The organism is Glutamicibacter sp. (genome assembly GCF_035257265.1).
In the GTDB taxonomy this organism is placed as follows: Bacteria; Actinomycetota; Actinomycetes; order Actinomycetales; family Micrococcaceae; genus Glutamicibacter.
In genome coordinates this window covers 28,059-48,468 of record NZ_DATEXC010000031.1, presented here as the reverse complement: position 1 = coordinate 48,468, position 20,410 = coordinate 28,059, and the positions used below count along the sequence as shown (strand labels likewise).

At 55.8% G+C, this 20,410-nt stretch carries 15 protein-coding genes; 5 read left to right on the top strand and 10 right to left on the bottom strand.

Translation table 11 applies throughout. The features are described 5' to 3' along the window. Positions 1–408 precede the first annotated feature (408 nt). Positions 409–4,740, top strand: a complete 4,332-nt coding sequence (mobF, locus tag VJ369_RS07540) for a MobF family relaxase (RefSeq protein ID WP_324091474.1) — start codon at positions 409–411, stop codon at positions 4,738–4,740. Positions 4,741–4,814: 74 nt separating this feature from the next. On the opposite strand, the gene VJ369_RS07535 is transcribed toward mobF, so the two are convergent. Further along, a complete protein-coding gene (locus VJ369_RS07535) occupies positions 4,815–5,366 on the bottom strand; it encodes a hypothetical protein (RefSeq protein WP_324091473.1) in 552 nt (183 codons plus the stop codon). A 480-nt stretch (positions 5,367–5,846) separates the two neighbouring features. On the opposite strand from VJ369_RS07535, the gene VJ369_RS07530 reads away from it, so the two are divergent. The 4 genes from VJ369_RS07530 (at position 5,847) to VJ369_RS07520 (ending at position 9,012) form a co-directional block, all read left to right on the top strand. Continuing rightward, positions 5,847–6,428, top strand: a complete 582-nt coding sequence (locus tag VJ369_RS07530; protein WP_324091472.1) for a hypothetical protein — start codon at positions 5,847–5,849, stop codon at positions 6,426–6,428. Next, complete coding sequence (locus VJ369_RS19160; RefSeq protein WP_414652632.1) at positions 6,425–7,069, top strand: RES family NAD+ phosphorylase; 645 nt, start codon at positions 6,425–6,427, stop codon at positions 7,067–7,069. The genes VJ369_RS07530 and VJ369_RS19160 overlap by 4 nt, the downstream gene beginning before the upstream one ends. A gap of 463 nt (positions 7,070–7,532) precedes the next feature. Next, complete coding sequence (locus VJ369_RS07525) at positions 7,533–8,207, top strand: DNA-binding protein (protein WP_324091471.1); 675 nt, start codon at positions 7,533–7,535, stop codon at positions 8,205–8,207. 124 nt (positions 8,208–8,331) lie between these two features. Next, on the top strand, positions 8,332–9,012 hold the full coding sequence (locus VJ369_RS07520; RefSeq protein ID WP_324091470.1) for a hypothetical protein: 681 nt from the start codon (positions 8,332–8,334) through the stop codon (positions 9,010–9,012). A 498-nt stretch (positions 9,013–9,510) separates the two neighbouring features. On the opposite strand, the gene VJ369_RS07515 is transcribed toward VJ369_RS07520, so the two are convergent. The 9 genes from VJ369_RS07515 to VJ369_RS07475 form a co-directional block, all read right to left on the bottom strand. Next, positions 9,511–10,071 (bottom strand): hypothetical protein, encoded by a 561-nt coding sequence (locus VJ369_RS07515; RefSeq protein WP_324091469.1) that lies wholly within the window; start codon positions 10,069–10,071, stop codon positions 9,511–9,513. Next, complete coding sequence (locus VJ369_RS07510; RefSeq protein WP_324091468.1) at positions 10,068–11,258, bottom strand: hypothetical protein; 1,191 nt, start codon at positions 11,256–11,258, stop codon at positions 10,068–10,070. Before VJ369_RS07510 ends, VJ369_RS07515 begins: the two co-directional genes overlap by 4 nt. A 509-nt stretch (positions 11,259–11,767) precedes the next feature. After that, the gene (locus VJ369_RS07505; RefSeq protein ID WP_324091467.1) at positions 11,768–12,439 is read right to left on the bottom strand and encodes a DUF4913 domain-containing protein; all 672 of its coding nucleotides are present in this window, start codon (positions 12,437–12,439) and stop codon (positions 11,768–11,770) included. Continuing rightward, positions 12,423–14,168: a type IV secretory system conjugative DNA transfer family protein gene (locus tag VJ369_RS07500; RefSeq protein ID WP_324091466.1), complete on the bottom strand. Its 1,746-nt coding sequence runs from the start codon at positions 14,166–14,168 to the stop codon at positions 12,423–12,425. Before VJ369_RS07500 ends, VJ369_RS07505 begins: the two co-directional genes overlap by 17 nt. Then, entirely contained in the window at positions 14,149–15,633 is a 1,485-nt protein-coding gene (locus VJ369_RS07495; protein WP_324091465.1) for an ATP/GTP-binding protein, read from the bottom strand. The genes VJ369_RS07500 and VJ369_RS07495 overlap by 20 nt, the downstream gene beginning before the upstream one ends. After that, positions 15,630–17,219 (bottom strand): hypothetical protein, encoded by a 1,590-nt coding sequence (locus tag VJ369_RS07490; protein WP_324091464.1) that lies wholly within the window; start codon positions 17,217–17,219, stop codon positions 15,630–15,632. The genes VJ369_RS07495 and VJ369_RS07490 overlap by 4 nt, the downstream gene beginning before the upstream one ends. Before the next feature lie 6 nt (positions 17,220–17,225). Next, complete coding sequence (locus VJ369_RS07485; protein WP_324091463.1) at positions 17,226–19,325, bottom strand: hypothetical protein; 2,100 nt, start codon at positions 19,323–19,325, stop codon at positions 17,226–17,228. Beyond that, positions 19,322–20,083, bottom strand: coding sequence for a hypothetical protein (locus VJ369_RS07480; RefSeq protein ID WP_324091462.1), 762 nt, complete (start codon positions 20,081–20,083; stop codon positions 19,322–19,324). Before VJ369_RS07480 ends, VJ369_RS07485 begins: the two co-directional genes overlap by 4 nt. Then, positions 20,083–20,409 carry a hypothetical protein gene (locus tag VJ369_RS07475; RefSeq protein ID WP_324091461.1) on the bottom strand — a complete coding sequence of 109 codons (327 nt, stop codon included), beginning with the start codon at positions 20,407–20,409 and terminating at the stop codon, positions 20,083–20,085. Before VJ369_RS07475 ends, VJ369_RS07480 begins: the two co-directional genes overlap by 1 nt. Between the last annotated feature and the right edge of the window lies 1 nt (position 20,410).

The window sequence follows — 20,410 nt, the reverse complement described above, 5'->3', positions numbered from 1 at the left end:
CCACGCACGGTTTTACACAAGAGACTTGACCGGGCACAGCTGCGACCCTATCAAACCCACCTTGGACACACCTGCACACAGCCAAGATCGCATGTGCAAAACCGCACCAAAAGAAAAAGTTTTGATGGTCAGATCAATCTTCCTTCCCGTGTGCCCTCCATCCTCGTTCCTCAGCTGAACACGTCCAGTCGACTTTGTGAATCGTAGATGTCCTGCGGTCTGTACCTCCACCGATGCCGCGCGAATGATGATCCGCAGTTTCCCGTTCCTCCCTTTCGCCGGCTAATCATCCTTGCCGCATCGTCGAAGTCCTCCGGCCAAATTTTCTCCCGATCCACAAAGACTTGATCTGTCACACCTCTTGCATCCTCGATAACTTTGGCCAAGATTGTTAGTGTTGAACGTGTGATGACCCTGCATAAGCTCAGCGCAGGGGACGGGTATCAGTACTACACCCGTGAAGTCGCCTCAGCCGATGAATTGCGCACAGCAGATCGAACCTTGGGGGATTACTACACCGTGACCGGCCACCCGCCAGGGGTCTGGGGTGGCCGCGGAGCGAAGAACCTCGGGGTCTCTGGTGCAGTGAATGAAGAGCAGATGGAACTGCTCTACGGTCTGGGACAGCACCCACTCACCGGACAGATCGACCCTCAGACCGGTGCGAAAATCGAAGCAAAACTCGGCCAGCGCTACAAGCGCTTCGACCAATTCGACGCAGTACTCACCAAGAAAATCACCACTGCCATGGGTGACTTCACACGCCTGAAGCACCGTGAACCTACTGCTGATGAACGCCGAATCATCCGCTCGAAAGCGGGCGGTCAGCACTTCTACGAGCTTCATGGTCGTAAGCCCAAGGACAAGGAAGAGCTCTCCCAGTTCATCTCCCGCCAGACCCATAAAGGTTCTAACGCGGTGGCCGGATACGACATGGTGTTCTCCCCATCCAAGAGCATTTCTTACCTCTGGGGGGTGAGCGACCGCAAGGTCCAGGGTGTTATTGAGAAGGCTCATCATGCGGCGATTGAAGACGCGATGCAGTACCTCGAAACCAATGCCACGTTCACCCGGCGTGGGAAGAATGGTGTGCGGTCCGAGGATGTCGACGGCGGTCTGATCTACACGTCGTTCCGGCATTATGATTCGCGTGATGGTGATCCGCAGCTGCACGATCACATCGTGGTCTCCAACAAAGTGCTCGGCATGGATGGCAAATGGAGCGCCCTGGACGGGACCGTGCTGCACAAGTATGCGGTGTCCGCGTCCGAGCATTACAACGCGAAAGTCATGCAGTACGTCTGCAAAGAACTGGGCGCATCCCCAGCCAGCCGGGCGGTGGAGGGCAAGCGTCCGATCATCGAAATCGGCGGGGTACCGATGGCCGCTATTGAGGCTTCCTCCTCACGCCGGAGCAACATCAAAGAGAACCTCACGCAGCTGGTTGCAGGCTTTGAAGAGCGCCACGGACGCGCCCCGAATACGAAGCAGCTGATCAAATTCTCCCAGCAAGCGACACTGGAAACCCGTGAAGTGAAGAAGAAAGGCCGCTCCCTTTCTGAACTCACCGGGCACTGGCAGAGCAAGTTCAGCACTACTGAAGGCGCTCTGGTGGGGGACGATTTGTTCGCTGCGGTGCGCGCCTATTCCAAGGCCCAGAACCCGAACTATGACCTGGTGGAAGCGCTGCCCGCTGAGCAGATCGAGGCCCTAGCGCAGTCGACGATCAGCCGCCTGGAACAGAACCGGTCCACGTGGACGACGGCGCATGTGGAAGCCGAAGTGCGCCGCCAAATCACCCAGAAGTACCAAGCGCAGCCCATCGCGGACAGTGTCATCGTTCAGATCCGTGGCTCTGCTTTGGACTCGTTGAGTCTGAAAGTCACCCCGGAGCTGCCCGTCCCAACCGCTGTTCCTGGGGCGGTCATGTCGGTGTATCGGTATCAGAAACCCCATGCAGCTCTTTACACCTCCGAAGCCATTCTTGAAGCCGAGCATACTGCGGTGCAAGCGGCATGTACCGATGTCATCCCGGCAGTGACGCGCGAAGAATTCACCCGCGTTCTGGAGAATTTTGAGGGTAGGCTGAACGACCAACAGGTCGCGTTGGCTCAAGAATTCTCCTGCAGCCCCAAGCTTTTAGTGGCCGGGATTGGGCCTGCCGGCACCGGTAAAACCACCTCCATGCGTCTGGCTGTCACGGCCATGCAGCACAGTGGCCATCACGTGGTAGCTGTGGCCCCGTCGGCGAAAGCAGCCTCCCTGTTGGGTAGCGAAGTAGGTGCGGAAGCACTGACCGTTGACCGACTCTTACGTACCCCAGACAAGCTAAACCCCGGTGACATTGTGCTGGTGGATGAGGCGGGGATGCTTGGCACCCCGCAGTTCGTGACCCTCATACTGCAAGCTAAAAAACGCGGTGCCTTGGTACGCGCTATCGGTGATGACAAGCAGCTTTCCGCAGTCGGTGCCGGCGGGCTATTGCGCTTGTTGAACGCTGAAGAGCAGTTGGTGAATTTGGAGGAGATCCACCGTTTCCGCAACACAGATGGCACCCCGAACCTGGAAGAAGCCGCCGCTTCCCTGGCGCTGCGTGAAGCCCCAGCTGTGGGTAAAGATGACCCGTGGGCCTACTACCGGGCTGAGGGGAAGATCCAAGCTGGAACCGTGGACCACATGGCCGACCAGGTCTTTGCGGCGTGGCAGAAAGACACCAACAAGGGGTTGAAGTCCCTCATGTTGGCCGGAACTAACACGCAAGTGGATCGTCTCAACCAGAAAGCGCAAGCCTACCGACTACACACTGGCCAGCTCGATGATGCTCAGTCATTGATGGGTCGGAACAACGCACAGATCTTCGTTGGTGATGTCATCCTGACCAAGAATAATGACCGCCGGATCAGCGTTCACCAGGGCAAAGACTTCGTCAAAAATAACGATGCCTGGGTGGTCGAAGGCATTGAAGACGGCAACCTGCTGGCACGGCACCAGCAGCACCAAGGGCTCGCAGTCATCCCTGCTACGTACGCGGAACAGCACGTGATTTTGGGCTACGCGGACACCGTCCATACCGCTCAAGGCGCCACCGTTGATACAGCCCACGCATTACTGACTAATCAGAGCGATCGTGCTGGTGCGTATGTGGCGACCAGCCGCGGCAAGTATGACAACCAGATCTATGTCGGACTAGCCGAAAACGAACGTCCCGATGAAGTACTGAAGGATATCGCCGGGCGCACTGACCTGAACATCACCGCGCACGAGTCGATCACCCGCGAACACAATAAAGCACGAGACCTGAGCGGTTTGGGTGAGATCTATCGGGATCTGGCGGATCAAGCACGGGACTCACGCTTCGAGCAGATTTTCCGCACCGTCGTCGGCGATCGTGTCGCCGACTCATTCGTTGCTGATCCGGCGTGGGGCGCGGTCACCCACCACCTGCAGAACGCGGAAAAGCAAGGCATTAAGATGGAAACGCTGTTGGCTGATGCCTACCACCAGCGCGAATTCGCTAATGCCGACCAGCCAGCAGCCGTGCTGGCATGGCGCATGGAACCCTTACTGGAAAACCGTGCCGAAGCACTCGCCAGTGAGCACCGCCCACTGCGTGATGTAGCCACCAAGCACTTGGAAGAGCTAGAGCGCAGAGCTACAGCGCAAGCAGAAATCCTCGCTGTTCCATACAGGGAGACTGCCACGCAATTGGCCACCAACGAAGGACTTAGCCCTTATACGCGCCGGTTGTATGGTCACCTCACCGACGACGCCCTAGCCAACCGGGTCAAAACCACCGGTGACGACTTGCTGCGCCAAGTTCCCTCAGATCCGGAAAATAATGAAAAACTGTTGTCCTGGTCCCTGGACAAGCTGCGTGAAGAACAACAACGACGGGAGGACATGCCAGAGTTGCTGCGCCAAGCTGAGACCCTAGACCGTGGACACGAGTTACACAGTACCGCTGCCGGAACGATTGTCGAACGTATTAGTCGGGAGCTGGAACTACGCGAACTCGAGCAACCCACCCTTGAACCAGCCCATGTTCGTAGCGAACTCGGTGAATGGTACGCGCCAACAGCTGAGCTGCACGACCCTCGTACTTCAGACGCGTGGAAGCAGCAGCTGGCCGGATACCGTCAAGTACTGGATACCGAGCGCCAACGAGTCGGCGCGGATCTGGCGCAGAACCCACCGGTCTGGTTAGACGCACTAGGTCCTGTCCCAGGACGTAGTGACCGGGCGGAAGAATGGCGACGGGTCGCGGCCGAAGTCGCGGCCTACCGTCGTACCTACAACATCGCGGACTCAGAACCAGCCCTACTGCCCAAAACGCACCTGAAGAAAAGCGAAGTGGCTCAGAATCTGCGTAACCGTGCGGCCGCGCTGCACAAGCACTCAGAACTCACGACGCGTGCACCGATGCCAGAAGAAGCCAAAACAGAGATGATACAGCAGAAGAATGATCAAGCCTTCACTACGCTCAATCCTACGAACGCTGAAGCGAAACTTGCCCAACTGCGCCGACTCAGCCAGGGCGGTATACAACCCACGTCAGAGCAGGAGAATATCGTGCCAGCAGAGCCTGAGCATGAAATGAGCGGTCAGAAGCCAACCCCAGCAGCGGAGTCGCTGCTGGAAAAACTGCGCAGGAACCGCACCGAACTGCAAGATGAGCAGAAGAGCCATGCGCAGGATGACGAGCTACGCCGCAAAGGACCAGGTGGGCTGACCATTACCTAGCCAGTCGGCCGAGCGTACAACAAAGAAATGGTGTCTGAGAACCCGAAAGGCCATTTCTCAATTTCTAGTCTTCGCTAGACGCATTGCACTGAGGTAGCGTTGCCATCCAACGTGTAGTAGAAACGAGCAGCCTTACCAGAGCTGGAGCAAGACGCCGCTGCAAGCTGTGGGCCGACAGAAGCCCCAATAAGTCCTACAAGCGTTGCTCCAAAAGGCCCAAAAAGCGCTCCAAGGAGAGCGCCAACTGCTCCTATACCACCAGTAAAAATTGAACCTTGATCTGCTGCCGAGAATTCAATGTAGAACCCGTTAGAGTCTTGGCCGGCACTCACAGCAGAGGAAGCCACGCCATCAGGCAGGTCAAGCTTTTCCTGAGTAATAGTCAGGATCGATCCAGAACCGAATTCGTAGTCCTTTTCAATCATTTCCCCCATCGTGCGCACGGCTACTGGGGATTTTGTGCTGAGAACCTGATTGAGAGCTTCGCGTAATGCTTCTTCTGATTGCGCATTCACTGCACCCTGCGACGAAACTTCCGGGGTGCTGGCAAATGCAGCTCCTGTGGTTGCGAACGTCAGCGCAGCAGTAACTGCAACAGCTGTGACAGCTTTTCCTAACCGTTTCATGGTTTCTCCTTTGAAACACAAACTATTTCATTTTTGTTCGATTACGCCTGCGGTCAAGCAGCATTCCCACCCCACAGAACACTACGAATGCACTGATCGTAGACACCGTTGAAAAGAGAACTGGATCCTTCGAAGAATCCCAAATGTAAGGAGCGACGAACGCTACGATGAGTGCCAGCAAAACACCAAATGCTGTATACACCGATGACTCCTTTGCGTCGTGGATAAAAACTTAAGGAAACCTAAATAGGTCTTTTTCCTGTAGATATAAAGGCTATTTGTAAGTTAAACCCTGTAAAACGACGCTAACATTCCCAGCGGTTGTCGTAAATCATACTTTCGGATGATGGGCGAAGGGTTAGCGAACGAGGATGTGAAGAGTAGCTACATGCCCGATAAAGCATTAATAACATGTTGGATTTTTATATGGTGATACGGCATTAAATCTCGTATCATTAGAGTATGACGAGTATGACGAGTATGGCATTTGAATCTGAGGTTGATCGGGCGTTGCACCGCCGAGGTGATCCGATGAGTGCGCATGATTTTCTTGCTGTTCTTGAAGAGGTCACAAGCATTGCGGCGGAGCCTCTGACCTCTGGCGAGCATGACTTCTTGATGGAAAACACCGATCTGGAAGAGTCTGAACTTAGCCCCGAGGGCCGCGTGACAACGAACATGCGAGTCCTGGTCGGGCAGGCTAGGTCGAGGGTGGTGCTGAAAGAAAATTCATTGAGTACCGCTGAAGTTGCCGCGTTACTAGGGCGGGATCCGGCAAATATACGCCGTTCACGCCTTGAAGGAGCGCTGTATTCACCGGGAAGCGGGGTCCCGGGGCAAAGTTTGCGTTTCCCTCGTTGGCAATTCGTGGATGGTGCACAAGTGCCGGGTTTGCGGAAAGTCATTCCTGCCTTTCCTGCTCACTTTCACCCATTATCCATAGAGCGATTCATGCTCACGGCGAATAAGAATCTGGAGGATATGCCACCGGTTGCGTGGCTTGCCTTGGGCGGTAATCCTGAGGCTGTGGCAACTCTTGCCGATGAGTTGGGTTACGAGTGAGTCCGAAGCACCCAAAGAACCCGTTGTTCCCCAAAATACCTCTCACAACAGAACATCAGCACCTGATCACCTATGACCAGGCACTATGGCGCATCCACACCACAGTCGGAACACACCCCTCAGCTTGGGATGAGTTACGGAACTATGGTCCGATATCTCGCTTCCGTTGGGACCCTCACCCCTCACCCACTCAGCAGCATTCTGAAGTTGGGGTGTCCTATACCGCTACGGGATATGCCACGGCTTTCGCCGAAGTTTTTCAGGACGATCAGGCCATCACCCTTTCTGCTAGCCGGGCCTTGTCAGGCTGGTATCCTAGCCGACCACTGACTTTGCTTGACCTGGTAAAGAGCGACTGGGCTGTGCACCATGGTGCCTCCGCCTCACTTCCACAAGCAACAAAGAACATTTGCCGAAATTGGTCGCATAACATCTGGGAACAATTGGGCAATGGATCAGATGCACTGCTCGATGGGCTTTACGTGCCCTCTACTAAACTCGGCGACTCGATGGTAGTGCTGTTTCCCCGCGCCAAGGACGCGTTCCCGGTTGCACCTAATTTTTCACGGGCTCTCAACCATGCTGCTGTCGCGGCCATGGCTGTGGCGGCAGCATCTCGTCTCCGATGGCCGATCCGTTAATTCTCGCGCTAGCTTGTGTCACTACCGTGCGCTTGAAATGCCGTGTGACACGCTGCTCATCGAACGGGGTGATTGGTCGCACAACTCAGCTTGTGGTGGTCATCATGGCCCCCTAGTTAGTCGGTATTCCAAGCAAAGCTGAGTTTAAAAGGAATAAATAAATTGATGCCATTTCCTAGTGGGACGCCCGCCCTTTGACGGGGTTTAACGCAAGAAACCCGCGGGTTTCTTCGATGCATAAAGCATGAGTCCTTGTCTCTTGCTATTAGTACAAAATTATACGCTGTGGCAGTTAAGCAATAGTTCCATCACCCCGTGGTTCCTTGCGGATCAAACTTTGATGAGTGAAAGACGGCATTCGAGGCCAAGACTAGCGAGCAGAAGGAGAGTAGGCTCAAACCCTTGCGTTCGGACCCCGTTGACACAATGGTTGGCTTATCGGTACCTTTGTGTCATGGGGACGATGACTACACGCGAAGCAGCTGAGATCTTAGAAGTCACCCCCGAAGCTGTCAGAAAGATGCTGAAAAATGCGCGTCTGGAACAGTCGGGGGTGGCTGGACGCACAATCCTGCTCGACGCTGCCTCAGTGCACCGCGTTAAACGGGAAGTAAAGCGCTCAGGACGTCTATGGACAGAGCAAACTGCGTGGGCCGCGCTGTTCCTGCTCTCTGGCCAAAAAGTAACCTGGCTTTCCTCAAGCGAACTGTGGCGTCTTCGGAAAAGGCTTGCCAGCATCTCTGCGGAAGAATTCCAGCAACTCGTACGCAATCGCGCCACTTCGCGTCGGTTCCGGGGCAGTGAGTCATCCAAAGCAAAACTATCTCAAGTCCTTGCGCTCACAGGCATTGGAGTTCTCGGGGATACCCAAGTAGCTAACTCATTCGGCTTGGCTGCCGGAGCAGGTGCCCTTGAAGGCTATGCAAAAGCCGGATTAATCAATAAAAACGCTAAGAGACTGGGCCTCAGGGAAGATGCGACCGGTGATATTTTGATTAGAGAACTTAACTTTGTCTTGCCGCTGGAAGATGGACAGGTGCCAACGGCTGCCATCGCAGTCGATCTGCAAGACGCGCTTTCCACCCGCGAGCGTTCTGCTGGACGCGCCAAAATCGAAGAGTTGCTACATGCCCGATAAGACACCCCCACGCCAAACGGTCAGCGTCGAACTGCCTGTGGGAGGGTGGCCATCTCCTTGGCCCCAGTGCTTGGAGCTGGCCCAAGTTTTCGATACTTCGAAATGGACCCTCGTGGGAGGGCTCATGGTGCAGCTCCATGCTGCCATAGCGAAGGTTCCCGTTATCCGGCCCACGACTGACGTTGACCTGGTGCTTCATGTGGAAACTGGAGCAGTAACTGGACCTGAAGTGAGCCGTGAGCTTTCCCAGCTCGGATATGAATTGCAGCTTCCGTTGCGTAAGAGCTCGCCGGCCCACCGGTTCGTCAGGTATAGCGATGGGCTCACGGAGACGATCGACGTCATGGTCGCGGACCATGGAATTTCCAAACCACCCCTCTTGATCGGTGGTCGGGAACCGTTCCAGGTTTCCGCTGGAACGCAGGCTTTGAAGCGTACTGTCAGTTGCCAGATCGTGGATTCTGACGGCGAGGTAGTCGCCATGTTGAGTATCCCTAGCCCCTTCGCAGCACTGGTGCTGAAGGGCGCCGCGTATCGAGAGGACACGAGGGACCGCGGCCGGCATTTGGAAGATGCTGCGTTGTTATCAACGATTCTTGGTGATCCGCTGGTGCTGGTACTGGAGCTGCAAGGATCTGACCGGTCTCGGATCATTGGTCTTTATAAGCAGCTGTCAGATCTTGGCCACCCTGCATGGGCCGGTCTTGACGAAGATCGGTGCCGCGAGGGGCACTACGCGCTCGATATTCTCTCCAGTAACCCTCAAGACTTCGCTTTTGACGAGGGGTTGGATACTGCCTTATGAAGCCATGGCATGCTGTGCGAAAAATTACCCGATCCGCTTCTTTTCGGAATAATGAGTGCTTTTAGTGGATTCTCAGCGAAGTTCAGGAGTATTCCAACGACCAGGGCACTGACGAAGTAGTTCAGTTATGTGCTGCGAAGAAGCGTTCATCGAACTCCGTAAATCGGCTCCTCGAACTGCTGAACCTCACCGAGAGAGCATGCGTAGGAATCATCTCTCCGTTGAACAGGAAATAACAGTAACGGGTTGAGGTATAGTTTCCGCCTAGTCCATTACGCGAGCATCAATCGCAACAAAAGCCACCTACACCGCGTATGTGCTGCAGGTGGCAGATAGCGAAACGTACTTAGGAAGCTACCGACGTGCAGTTCCAATCTCGCGCCTGATTAAGCTCCCTTAACGAACTGAAGTCTGTCGCGTTTCACCTAATTAGAGGTTGACGCGCCAGACTTAAGTTCACTTTCAAACACAAGCAGTCTTAGTGAAATACGGACTCTTCTATTCGCAAGTATTGCTATTCCATTCGTATCTGATATTCCCTACGACGGTGAATATTTTTGGCGAATTGGGATCCGTTTTGTAGCTGATTTGGAGCTGCGAAATCTCAGCCGGTTTCTCGCCTACCTCCGGTGTACCTTCGAGTGCCACAAGGACGTTCTTATTGGCAGGGACTTCAAGCGGTTCGTTCAGGGGTTTGAGGGAATCCACGATCTGTCGAGTTTCCGGGTCTTCAAGATCCTCGTTCACCCATCCGTACAAACCGGTGTTTCCTTCGGGCAACATTGAAGCTAAAGAATTGCCGGGTTCCCACTGATTAGTACTGATTGCCTGCACTGTAGTGATCCATAGAGGAGCTTCGGAGACGTTGGTAGCTATGTCAGCTGCCCCGGTCTTCCCTTCACCTCGTTGGAACACTCCACAGAAGGTGTTGTCCACCGTACCTTCGGAAACGCCGAATGCCAACGGCCCGTCCTGCCAGGCATCACCATCGGCACATCCAGTAAGGGCGGAAAGTGAAATCAGGACAACAGATAGGGAAATAAATTTCTTCATTTTCATTTCAGCTTAATATTCCCTGCGTTCTCAGCCGGCCAACCGGTGTGCCCGCAAATTTTCCTGTCCTTTTTACCGGCTGCGTAGACGATCTTTGAGCTCGAGGTGAACCCTGACTGCGACGAGACATTGAATCCGGCAATCTTTGGGAGGGTCATCCCGCGGCTCCAGGTGATCGCCCGCGTCTTGTCCTTAGTAAATTTGGCTTTCTTAAGCAGCTTTACACATCGGTGGTTCTCGCTGAAACCGGTGCCTTTTGAAACCGTCATCCCACCAGTAAACTTCACTGGTCGGATCTGGTAGGTCTGTTTAATCCCCGGGCCGGCCATGTTCTGGCAAATCGTCGAGAACTTTCCTGTTACTACAGACGCTTTGTAGAACTTAATACCGCTTGTACTGGTTGGAAAGTCCAGAGTCACATTCGATGTAATGGACGCTGTGCCTCCAGCGGAGAAAGAACCTGACTTACCAGATGACGAGGTTGCGACTCCCAACGAAGAGGAAGATCCGACCTTGAATTGGTAGTCCGCTGAGGCGCCGCTTGCATAGAGGAACGAGGCCCCTACTTGAGCGTAAGTGGGGGAATATTTTGTTTCCAGCCTGCTGTTGCAAGTGTATGCTGCTGGAACTGCCGCTGACGTCGCTCTGGTAGCCACAACGCGCTCGGGGGTAGCTATGTCCTTGCTCGGCTTCATAACGAAAGCATCTCTACCCTGAGATACTTCTGTTGCCGTACCGGCCGTGGATAGTAATGCTGGACGCGCAATACCACTGTTTTCTGGTGCAAGCTCCGTCGAATACTGGTACGGAGTTGAACCGTCCTGAGCCGTCACAGTAACGCTCAATGGTTCCGAAGACTTACCCGCTGCCTTAAGTGCAGGACTTAAATTGAATTTTCCTGCGGCGTCGGTCTTCACTGACGAAAGTTCGGTTAGCTTAAACGACTCGCCGACTTTGAGCCCAGCCAGTTTCTTTGAATTTGGCCAAGCGAAAATCTGCACGGGAACACCAGCGCGAACGGGCTTTCCTTGTGCTGTTACAAGCTGACCAAGCGAGAAAGCTTGCGTGGATGCCACAGTGATTTGATCGAAGCTCGACTTTTCTGCAGCTAACACTGGCGTTGTAGCGCTACAAGCTAATGCAGCTACACCGGCAATGGCGATTAGCTTATGCATTCTTCGCGGATACTTCATGGGTCTCTTTCTCGGGGTGCTACAGGAGGGGCTCGATGAAAGCAAGCGTATGTTTGGAGTCGTTCTGAAAAGTCGACTAAACCGCGCCAAATTGAACCTCAATAAGATGGAATTATGTTACCACTAGTGACAACTAGTTCAAACACAAATATTTAGAGACCGCTGAATATTGGGAAACGGTAACAATTTAACTAGCTGCGGAGCAGGATGCAGGCAAAGCTTGAAGTCCTGAAGTCGTCGTAAAATTGACGGCGAAACTATAAATATCTTTCGAATCTGAGTTTCCTATCCCGCATCCGCTATCGCCGGCTGCGAAGCAAAATGTGGTGAATTAATGGGCGCCAGAGGGTAACCGTGGAGTCTGTGATCTTTCTTCTCGGCTGCATCGTTGGAGGAATCGTATGGCCCACGGCGAGAATATTCTTTCTACGCAGCCGAGAGCATCGCTTCATCGACGCTTTATCTATCGTGAAGTAGACGGGGCACGCTATGTATTGGACCAGCGCTTCCTATAGTGATTCTGATGGCGGAGGCACATCCGCATAGGGATCTTCGTAGGATCTCATCGGCTCGTCCTGCTCCGCAGGTTCGGCCTCCGGCTGCACTTTCGACAAGTAGTTCTCCGTCAGCCATGCAGTGAACTCTTTCTTGAACGGATCGGGCACGGGATCTGCTCGGTCTGGGGTGCGATGTTCTCTTCTGCATCCGGCCATGCCGCCCTTGTCACTGGGGGCATTGACGATATCTAGCACGTCGGGAAGGTAGCGCAGGTTCCAATACACCAAGTCACTGTTAGGGCTCGCTGTCCCGTAATTGGCGGCTTTCCATGCCATATAGAACCCCATCAGGTGCGCTACGACGTTCGGATGGTGGAACCAGCACGGAGGAATCATGTTCAAGCTCATCCCTGCTCCGTAGGTCGCGTTGAACCAGGGGAGCCATTCATTGATCTCCTCCAGCAAGCCCGCGATTTCCTCGGGCTTACCTTGAAGAAGGTTCCACGGGGACGGCTCCTTTTCTTTGCTCTTCTTCAGCAGTGTTTCCAGCTGGCCAGCGAGCTCTACAAGGACTGCTTCTTGTTCTTGAAGTCCTTGTTCGACTTTGTTCTGGCGTTCCAGTAGCGGCTCAACGATCGGAACGATCAGTTCGATGAGCTCATCGCGGTTACTCTGCTCGCTCAACGTCCACCGCCTTTCCTCCGACATGGTCGGCGTCCAGGAAGACCTTGCCGCAGGTGCGCAGTGTCTGGTCTTTCATGTCTTTCAAGTCCTGATGGTCTTTGCGCTGCCACACCATCTCGGTGTGCACCACGTGCGGCGGCAGGTTCCGGTACACGGCGGTGGCTTGCCCGAAGCGAAGGTGCTTGAGTTCTTCGGCGCGGACGATCGCTTTCTCCTCGGAACTGGTAGTCGTGGATCCGCCGGTTTTGCTGGAGGAATGGCTGATGCGTGCCTTGTCCCGTACGCCCATGTCGCTGGCGTAGGTTTTTAGATCTTCACTGTTGATGCCGGGGAAGATCAGTTTCAGACTGGCGTTGGATTCGATGGCTTTGGCTTCTTCTTTGCCCCAGCGTGCTTCGTTCTGGATGAAGGACTGGCTGATGCCGATCACTTGGATGCCGCGGCCACCGGTATCGGTGATTAGTTCGGCCATATTGCTGAACGCCGCCACGTTGGGCGCTTCATCAAGCACCATGCGGAACACCGGCCAGAGCCGGCCGGAAGCAAAGGTACTGGATTTGCGCCGTGCGGCCCGGTAGACCTGATCGGCGAACATCGTGCTCAGCGTGCCGAGCGGGGATTTTTCGCCGTCCACCACAATATGCAGGGTGTTGGGCCCTTCAAGGAAATCGTTGATGTCGAATGCCTCTTCGCGGCGGAACCGGAACTGGGACAGCACCTTCTCGGTGACCAATGGTTCAGCCAGAGAGAGCAGAGTGGATTTGATGGAGTCTTCGGTTTCGCCGGCCCTCGATTCGGTGCGCTCACGCAGAGGCTGGATGAAAGCCCGTGATTTGTGGTGGTCTTCCAGAATGACGATCGGCTCAGGATTGTGTGAGTCGAAGATCCACAACAAAAGATCATCCATAGTGCGGTCCTCCAACGCGGCGGCGTGCAGCAGCCGGCCGAGGACGGAGCCTGCTTTGGCACTGAACCAGGACCCGTTCTTGGTACCTTCCATAGGGGCTGCGTTCGCCCACGCTTTGCCGCGTTCCAGTGCTTCGTCCTCATCCTCGCACCCATAGATCGGCGTCCACTTCACCTTGTGGGGCCACCCGGTGATGTCCTCCCAATCGCAGACATGCACCTTGCCTTGCGTCTGGCGTGCGGTGGCGGTCCAGGCGACCACGTCTGGTTTCGTCGAAGTTGCTAAGACCGGTCCGGGGGCACCCAGCACCATGGGCACCACGACGCTGGAGGTTTTGCCGCCGCGGGCCGGGGCATAGACCCAGAGGCTGTCTTCGAGCTGGATATACAGCGGCACTTTTTTGGACGTGCTGGTGTAAACAGCCAGTGCGATGAACGCTTCAGCGGTTTTCTTCGTGACCGATGGCCCATAGATCTGGCGTGCTTTATGCCAGGCGGCAGTGAAGCCCATCATCGAGGTGATCGCAGCACCTTGAGGGTTGAACTTCGCGCTATCTTTGCGCGGGCTGGTCCATAGTTCGGTGATCAGCACGTAACCCACAATGAGCAGGACAATGATGCCGCCGAGGATGAACCAGGACGCGGCCGGCCAGGAAAGCTTCCCGTCCAAACCCGCTTCGAGCAGATCCCACGGATTCCACGAGACTTTCGACCCGGTAGGGGTGATGGCTTCGCCCCAGTTCAACGCGGCCAGCACGATCCCGGCAAGCACCGCGATGATCAAGAAAGTGGTGAAGCTGCTTTCACGCTGTGTGGAGGACATGATCCTGTTCCTTTTCACTGGTCGTCCTAGCAACCAGAGCTTTGTCGGTGTCGGTGAGGAGTGTTTCGACGTCGCTGCGCAGATGCTTCACCTCAAACGGTGCTTCGTTACCAATTTTCATTAGGCACGTGCCGGTGGTCAGGTTCAGGATCGTGGGGTAGCTGGAAGCCGGAAGATCAAACATGTCCACCGCTGCCCGCGCGTCAGGGGCTTTCTTCTGCTGATACACCAGCACGGTGTCGCATTCCTTGATGATCGCTTCCGCATCAGTGCCGGCAGGGATGTCGGAGACGTGGTGGAAGAAGAACCAGTTCGACAGGCCAATAGCGCGGGAGACTTTCTGGTTGCGGCGGATCACCTTGGCAACTGAGGTCTGGACCAGGTGCCAGGCTTCTTCGACGACGAAGTGTGTTTGGCGGCGGTTCTTGGCTTTGAACAGGCGGTTGGTCATCCACGTGTTGATCACTGTCATCACGATCGCCAGGGCGGGCCCGTTTTCTGGCAGCTGGGAGACGTCGAAGACGGTGAGCCCGTCGTCGAGTTTCACATCCTTGGTGGTTTCGTTGTCGATCATGCCTGCCAGGTCTTCTTCGACGAAGCGTTCGAGCTCGAAGGCGACGTCGTAACCCCATTCGCGCAAAGTGGCTTTGCTGATTTCCAGGTAGGTGGAGTCTTCTTCGGCAGGGTCGATCATCCGGTGGATGACCAGACGAATCGTCGGGGTGATTTGTTGAGCTGCTGCATCTTTGAGCGCGCGGCGGTGGGCAGTGCGCAGGGCTTTGCCTTCCCTCGGGCTGATCGGGCGGCCCAGGACTTCTTCGGCGACTGCGCGCAGCAGCATGGACTGGCTGGGCGGGGTTTCGCCGGTGGTGCTGTCTTCTTCTGTTTCAGCGGAGATGGAAGGGTCAAAAATGTTGATGCAGGAACCGCCGCCGCCGATTTTGAAGGTGACAGGTTCCCCTCCTTGGTACCGGCATAGTTCGGCGTATTCGCCTTCTTCCGGGTTGGAATCGCTGGGTTTCTTGTCGATGACGATGACGTTGCGTCCGATAATCATGGGGCGCAGGCAGCCCCAGGTTTTGCCGGCGGAGCTTTTCGCGGAGCCGATGTCACCGATGACGACGACGTTGGCGTTGTTCACGGTGTGGGGGTAGGCGAAGATCGGGTCGTGCATGACGCCCCACCCTGATTCCAGATCAATGCCGAACAGCAGGCCCTTGTAGGAGGTGGGGGACCAGGGGACGGCGAGGTTGCTGACTTCGGCCTGCCGGGTGGTGGAGATGGCACCTTCTGGTGCGGGGTCATAGAGTCCGTAGCGTGAGCCTTTGCGTGTTTGGCGTCCGGCATCCCAGGTGATGTCCGGGCGTTGCTCCGTCCGTGGCGCCGGGACAGCCTTGGCGAGCTGGTTCTTTTTCAGAGCGGATTTTCGAGGCTTTCTGCTGCCTCGAGCGAAGATGTTGATCATTTGCGGATTCCTCTTCCCATGGGTAGGACGGCCATCAAGGCCATGTCGTGGCGGTGGTCGAGCCAGTACAGCCGGTCAATGCCGCAATCGGTGGCGACGGATTCAATCTGAGTAGAAACTCGCAGCAGTTCTTCTTCCGAATCCACGGTGAAGCTGACGTAGGCTCCCCATTTCACCCCGTGGTGCCCGCTGCCTGGCATCAGGTCTACTGCGCGCTGATCGGAGGAGTTCGACATGACCTGTTCGGTGCCATCAGAAATCTTGCCCTTGGATGCGTCCGAGTGGCGTTTGGCCTTATCGCTGGTGCGGTCAGACATGGCCTGGGCACGGGCTTCTTTCGCATCAACGACCTCGTTCACCCAGGAGACCGAGTGGATCACTGCGGGGACAATCCCAGAAACCAACTGCCGCATGGCTTGGACGGGCAGGGCGGATCCGGCCATGAACCCATCCCGGGGAATGTAAGCCACCCGGGTGTAGGCATTGTCGTTAACGACCACAGCCTTAGGGGTTTGTTCTTGGTCGAGTTTCTGCCAGACCGACCCTAATCCGACCTCTGTGTCATCAATCGCGTACGTGTATGGATCTTGGAGGTGGGCGAGGATCCCGGCCGCCATTTGCGAATCCACGGGCCTGTAGCCGCGGATGGCTTTGTGCGCGACGGCTTGGGACATCAGTGCTTGGGCTTCTTGGACGATTGCTGCGTGCACGGCCATGGGTCCTGGCTGTTGGGCATTGGCGGCCCGGTGCAGGGCGGTGCGGTTGTCGAACCGCAGCACCCAGTAGCTGCGGTGCTGCTCGGCCCGGTCCTCGACCTGCAAGCAGAGCTCTTGGTAGGAGCGCACGAGGTTTCCGTGAGCGTTAGGGTCGACATAGTCGGCGAGCCAGGACACGTGATCGGTGATGTCCAGGGGGATGGAGCGGGTGAAGCTCTGGATATGGGATACGGCGCTGGTGCGCCGGGCAGCCCTGGCCAAAATGCGGCCGAAGCCGATATGGGGGATGTCTTCGATGTCTTCTTCCACCACGCCGCCGGCACTGCCACGGACCTCGAAGATCACGGTGTAGAAGGCCGGATCGCAGTTGGCGTGGCGGAATACGGCGAGGCGTTCGTGGGCGTTGAAATCAATTTCTTTCACGCTCATCCGGCCCACCATCAGCGGGGCTGGTTGAACGTGGTCTTTGCGTCGTTCGGCCCGGCGTGCAGCGAACCCGCGCGGGCGCAATGCTTTTTGTTTATTCTTCTTTTTCGCTTGGTAGTCCTGAACGGTAGCCAGCGCGATTTCTTCGTGTACCGGGTCATAGATGCTTAGCCCGGCGTACTTGCGATACGCCCGGTAGATGGACTCGGTTTTCAGGGCGGCGTAGCTGCGTCCTGCGTGAATGTTCATCGGAACGGTGATCACGACACTGATTACCGCGACGACGAGGCCTGCGAAAAGGAAGAAGAACCGGTCCATGCCCATGAGGACTAAGGAGGCGGAGATTCCTAGGCCAATCCAGAGGACGATTTGTTCGGGTCTGGAGCGGCCTGAGAGCAGTCCGCGTTTTTTGAACTCACCACCGAGAGCTACCTGACGTGCCATAAATGATCACCGATCCTTGAAGGAATCCCACGAGTCTGGGTCTGCATCGTTCGCAGCCATTCGTGCTTGAGCTGCTGCGTTGGTCGCAGCGTATTTGGTGCCGGCTAAAAGGCCTACCGCCCCGGCGGTCAGTGGGCTGAATGCTGCGGTTGCTGCGATACCGGCTACCGTTTGAGCCCGGTTCGATGGCGGTTTCTGCCGGCCCTGGCCAGAAGAACCAGACGATGGATCTGCTCCGCTCGAGGCAGGTGCAGAACTAGTCGGAGCAGCTGCTTCTTGGCCTGCTGGTTCACCACCGCTTGCACGGGGAGAGGCGGCCGGACCCTGTGGCTGACCGGCAGTATTTGTGTCTGCTGGATTGCCAGGGTTTTGTCCTTGCTGCGGGGCGTTCGCTGCAGCTGGTGTCTCTACGGGGGAGCCAGTTCGGTGGTGGCTGGAACGTTCGTGCGCACCATTGGTTTTCGGTGCCAAACCAGAGTCAGATGTGTGGCCAGGTGCGTTGCTCTCTGCCCGTTGGGAACTACTCGGTGTCGTGCCGCTGGATTCGGGGGATTTGCCCCCGCCACCTGGCGCAAGGTAACCATCAGAACCGCTGTGACCGCCAGAGCTTTTCGAGGCGCTACTGGTGGCGGAACCGCGACGGTTGGAGATCGCGCGGCGCACCGATCCGGTACCGCTGCCGATTGCTCCGCCTACGGCCCCGCCCACTCCGGCAGAAATCTCGGGGGAGATCCCGCCGAATTTCGCTTCACGGCTTTCGAGCACCGGCATCCACCGGAAAATCGCCGCAGGAGACAAGACGATCATCAACATGATCGCTGCAGTCGCCCCCAGGTTGCCGACATTCACTAAGACGTCATCCACGTTGCCTTTGAATGCTGGTTGGGTGGCGAGAACAGCGAACACTGCCCCCAGCACGAGGAACGACACGGATTTCAGCAGGCTCATCGTGACTAACGTCGTGGCAATTTTCATCACGTAGCGACGTGTTTTCGGCGAAAGCAGCATGCCGATCAGTAGGGCGATCGCGAGACCCATGAGTTGTTGGAAGATCGGGATCAACAGGAAATAGACCAACAAGGCCAATGCTCCGACGAACAGCAGACCGAAGAAGAGGATGGCGGCTAACGGACCGAACCAACTCGTGGATTCCAGAGAACCGAACCGGGAGATGACCATGATGAAGTTACTGATGGATTCGGCCGCCCAATCACTGGTTCCATCAGTGAGCGGAGCGACGCGTTGCTGTAACTCATTCATCACCCAAGGGCCATAGATCACCATGAACAACGCTGCAGGCAGGTAGTAAAGCAGGGATTTACTGAAATCGTCGTCACTCATCTCCCCGTTGCTGTGCTGTTTGAAGAGGAACATGATCATCAACCCGAGACCGACCACACCCAGCCCGGCGTAGAGTGCCCAGCGGTCTTTGAATGCTTGGCTGGACGCGTCGAACTCTGTGGTGGAGGAGATCTCTTCGAGCACTTTTGAGGTCATGGCGATGGATTCTGACTTGCTGCTGTTGGCGAGTTCCTCCAGGTTCGATTTGGGGTCCGCCACGAATTTGATGGTGTTGTCGATGGCATCGGTGACGTTCAAAATCGAGCGGCCGAGTTCGCTTTGCTCGAGGTATCCGCGGACCTTCTGACCGGTCCAATCCTTGAATTGAGCATTGATTCTTTGCTCGACGCAGTAGCTAATTCCTTGACCACTGGCGCTGGTTTCCTTGAGAGCGTCACAGAAGTTCATCTTTTCGCCTTCACCCAAGATGAGCGTTTCAGCCGTTGGATACATCTGATGCAGGGCATCACGGGTCTGCTCTTCACAGTTGCGCTTCTCAAAAGCAAAGACGCTTTCCATCTTCGTGTAGTACTTGAACTCACCACATTTCTCCTTGGCAATTCCGGCGAGAACCTCATCAAGGAGTTTGGCCTTCTCCTCGTCAGGCATTTTTTCGAAGCGTTTCACCTGGTCCTGAGTGAGAGCCTCTTCCACTTTCTTGGTGTGTTCATCGGCATGGACTGGCGAGGGAGAGGCTACAAGTAAGAACGTGGAAAGGAATGCGATCACTGCCAGGGAGGAAAGAACGCTGAGAACCTTCTTCACTGGGCCAGCTCCATCCAGCCATCCCTGCTCAGTGGGTTACCGTCTGAATCGGTGAACAGATCACCAAGAATTTCGCGCGCTGAAGATGGTTCTTTTTTGCCTTGCGTGTAGAGAAGCTGGGTTTCTGGACGATAGGTGGCATTCTCACCACTGAGATCAAGTTTCCAGTCATTGTTTTCCCACACCAGCAATTGCTCAGTAGCGCGGATTTCTACCGCTGCAGGAACGGTGCGTCCATCGAGTTTGAACGCATTAGTTTTGATACGTTGTGCCACTGCGACGGACGCTGTTTTCCCTGATTCGCAGCTGACGATCTTGAAGATCGGTGGATCAAAAAGAGTTTTTGTGGAGGTTGCTCCGTTTTTGGCCATGGAACGCAGCGCGTCAATATATTCTGCGCCGTCCTCGTTGGAGGAAATGATCTTTTTCAGGGTCGCTTCACGCTGTTCCCAGTCACCGGTGCCATAGGATTCGGCCGGGACGTAGTTGATGGCTGCGTGTACTGCGTCGTCGCACGAGGCGGTGTATCCGATACGGGTGTGGCCATCGGCTGCGGTCTTGATCCCGCCCTCATTGGCGCGAAACTGGGACACAGGGAACCCGTTGTCGCTGATTCGGTCGGGTTCAGAAGGAGTAGTGGGTGTAGCCGCCGAAGTGTTCTGCTTCGCGGTCGATGAGATGAAATAGCTGGCGACAGCAACCAGCACGATCGCTATGAGGACTACGGCTGCGATGATCAGGCTTCGACGGCTTGTCATTAGAGCATCCCCGCCACTTTGAGCACTGCACCGATGAGCACGCCAAAGGCCGCCACCGCGATCACTGCGACACCGCGGCGTTTGAGCTCGTCCGTGTGTTCGCCCATATCTTCGTAGTGTCCTTGTTTCCTGGCTCCGGCGAATTTCACGAAACTGGTCAGAAGCTTCACCGACACATAGATCAGCACCAGCCCCCAGATGACCCCGAGGATGATGGATAAGGCGTTGTCGAATCCTGAGCCGAGGGCCGAGATGTCAGGAGAGACCCCGTCGAATGGGTTCTTGACTTCTGCACGGACGCTGAGCGCGGTGATGAACGGTTCCATA

Excerpts from the sequence above, each read along its gene's own strand:
- VJ369_RS07500 (WP_324091466.1), bottom strand. The coding sequence starts at position 14,168 with ATGTCCTCCACACAGCGTGAAAGCAGCTTCACCACTTTCTTGATCATC.
- VJ369_RS07495 (WP_324091465.1), bottom strand. The coding sequence starts at position 15,633 with ATGATCAACATCTTCGCTCGAGGCAGCAGAAAGCCTCGAAAATCCGCT.
- VJ369_RS07525 (WP_324091471.1), top strand. The coding sequence starts at position 7,533 with ATGACTACACGCGAAGCAGCTGAGATCTTAGAAGTCACCCCCGAAGCT.
- VJ369_RS07510 (WP_324091468.1), bottom strand. The coding sequence starts at position 11,258 with ATGAAGTATCCGCGAAGAATGCATAAGCTAATCGCCATTGCCGGTGTA.
- VJ369_RS07520 (WP_324091470.1), top strand. The coding sequence starts at position 8,332 with ATGGTGCAGCTCCATGCTGCCATAGCGAAGGTTCCCGTTATCCGGCCC.
- mobF (WP_324091474.1), top strand. The coding sequence starts at position 409 with ATGACCCTGCATAAGCTCAGCGCAGGGGACGGGTATCAGTACTACACC.
- VJ369_RS07530 (WP_324091472.1), top strand. The coding sequence starts at position 5,847 with ATGGCATTTGAATCTGAGGTTGATCGGGCGTTGCACCGCCGAGGTGAT.
- VJ369_RS07475 (WP_324091461.1), bottom strand. The coding sequence starts at position 20,409 with ATGGAACCGTTCATCACCGCGCTCAGCGTCCGTGCAGAAGTCAAGAAC.
- VJ369_RS07535 (WP_324091473.1), bottom strand. The coding sequence starts at position 5,366 with ATGAAACGGTTAGGAAAAGCTGTCACAGCTGTTGCAGTTACTGCTGCG.
- VJ369_RS07480 (WP_324091462.1), bottom strand. The coding sequence starts at position 20,083 with ATGACAAGCCGTCGAAGCCTGATCATCGCAGCCGTAGTCCTCATAGCG.
- VJ369_RS07490 (WP_324091464.1), bottom strand. The coding sequence starts at position 17,219 with ATGGCACGTCAGGTAGCTCTCGGTGGTGAGTTCAAAAAACGCGGACTG.
- VJ369_RS07515 (WP_324091469.1), bottom strand. The coding sequence starts at position 10,071 with ATGAAAATGAAGAAATTTATTTCCCTATCTGTTGTCCTGATTTCACTT.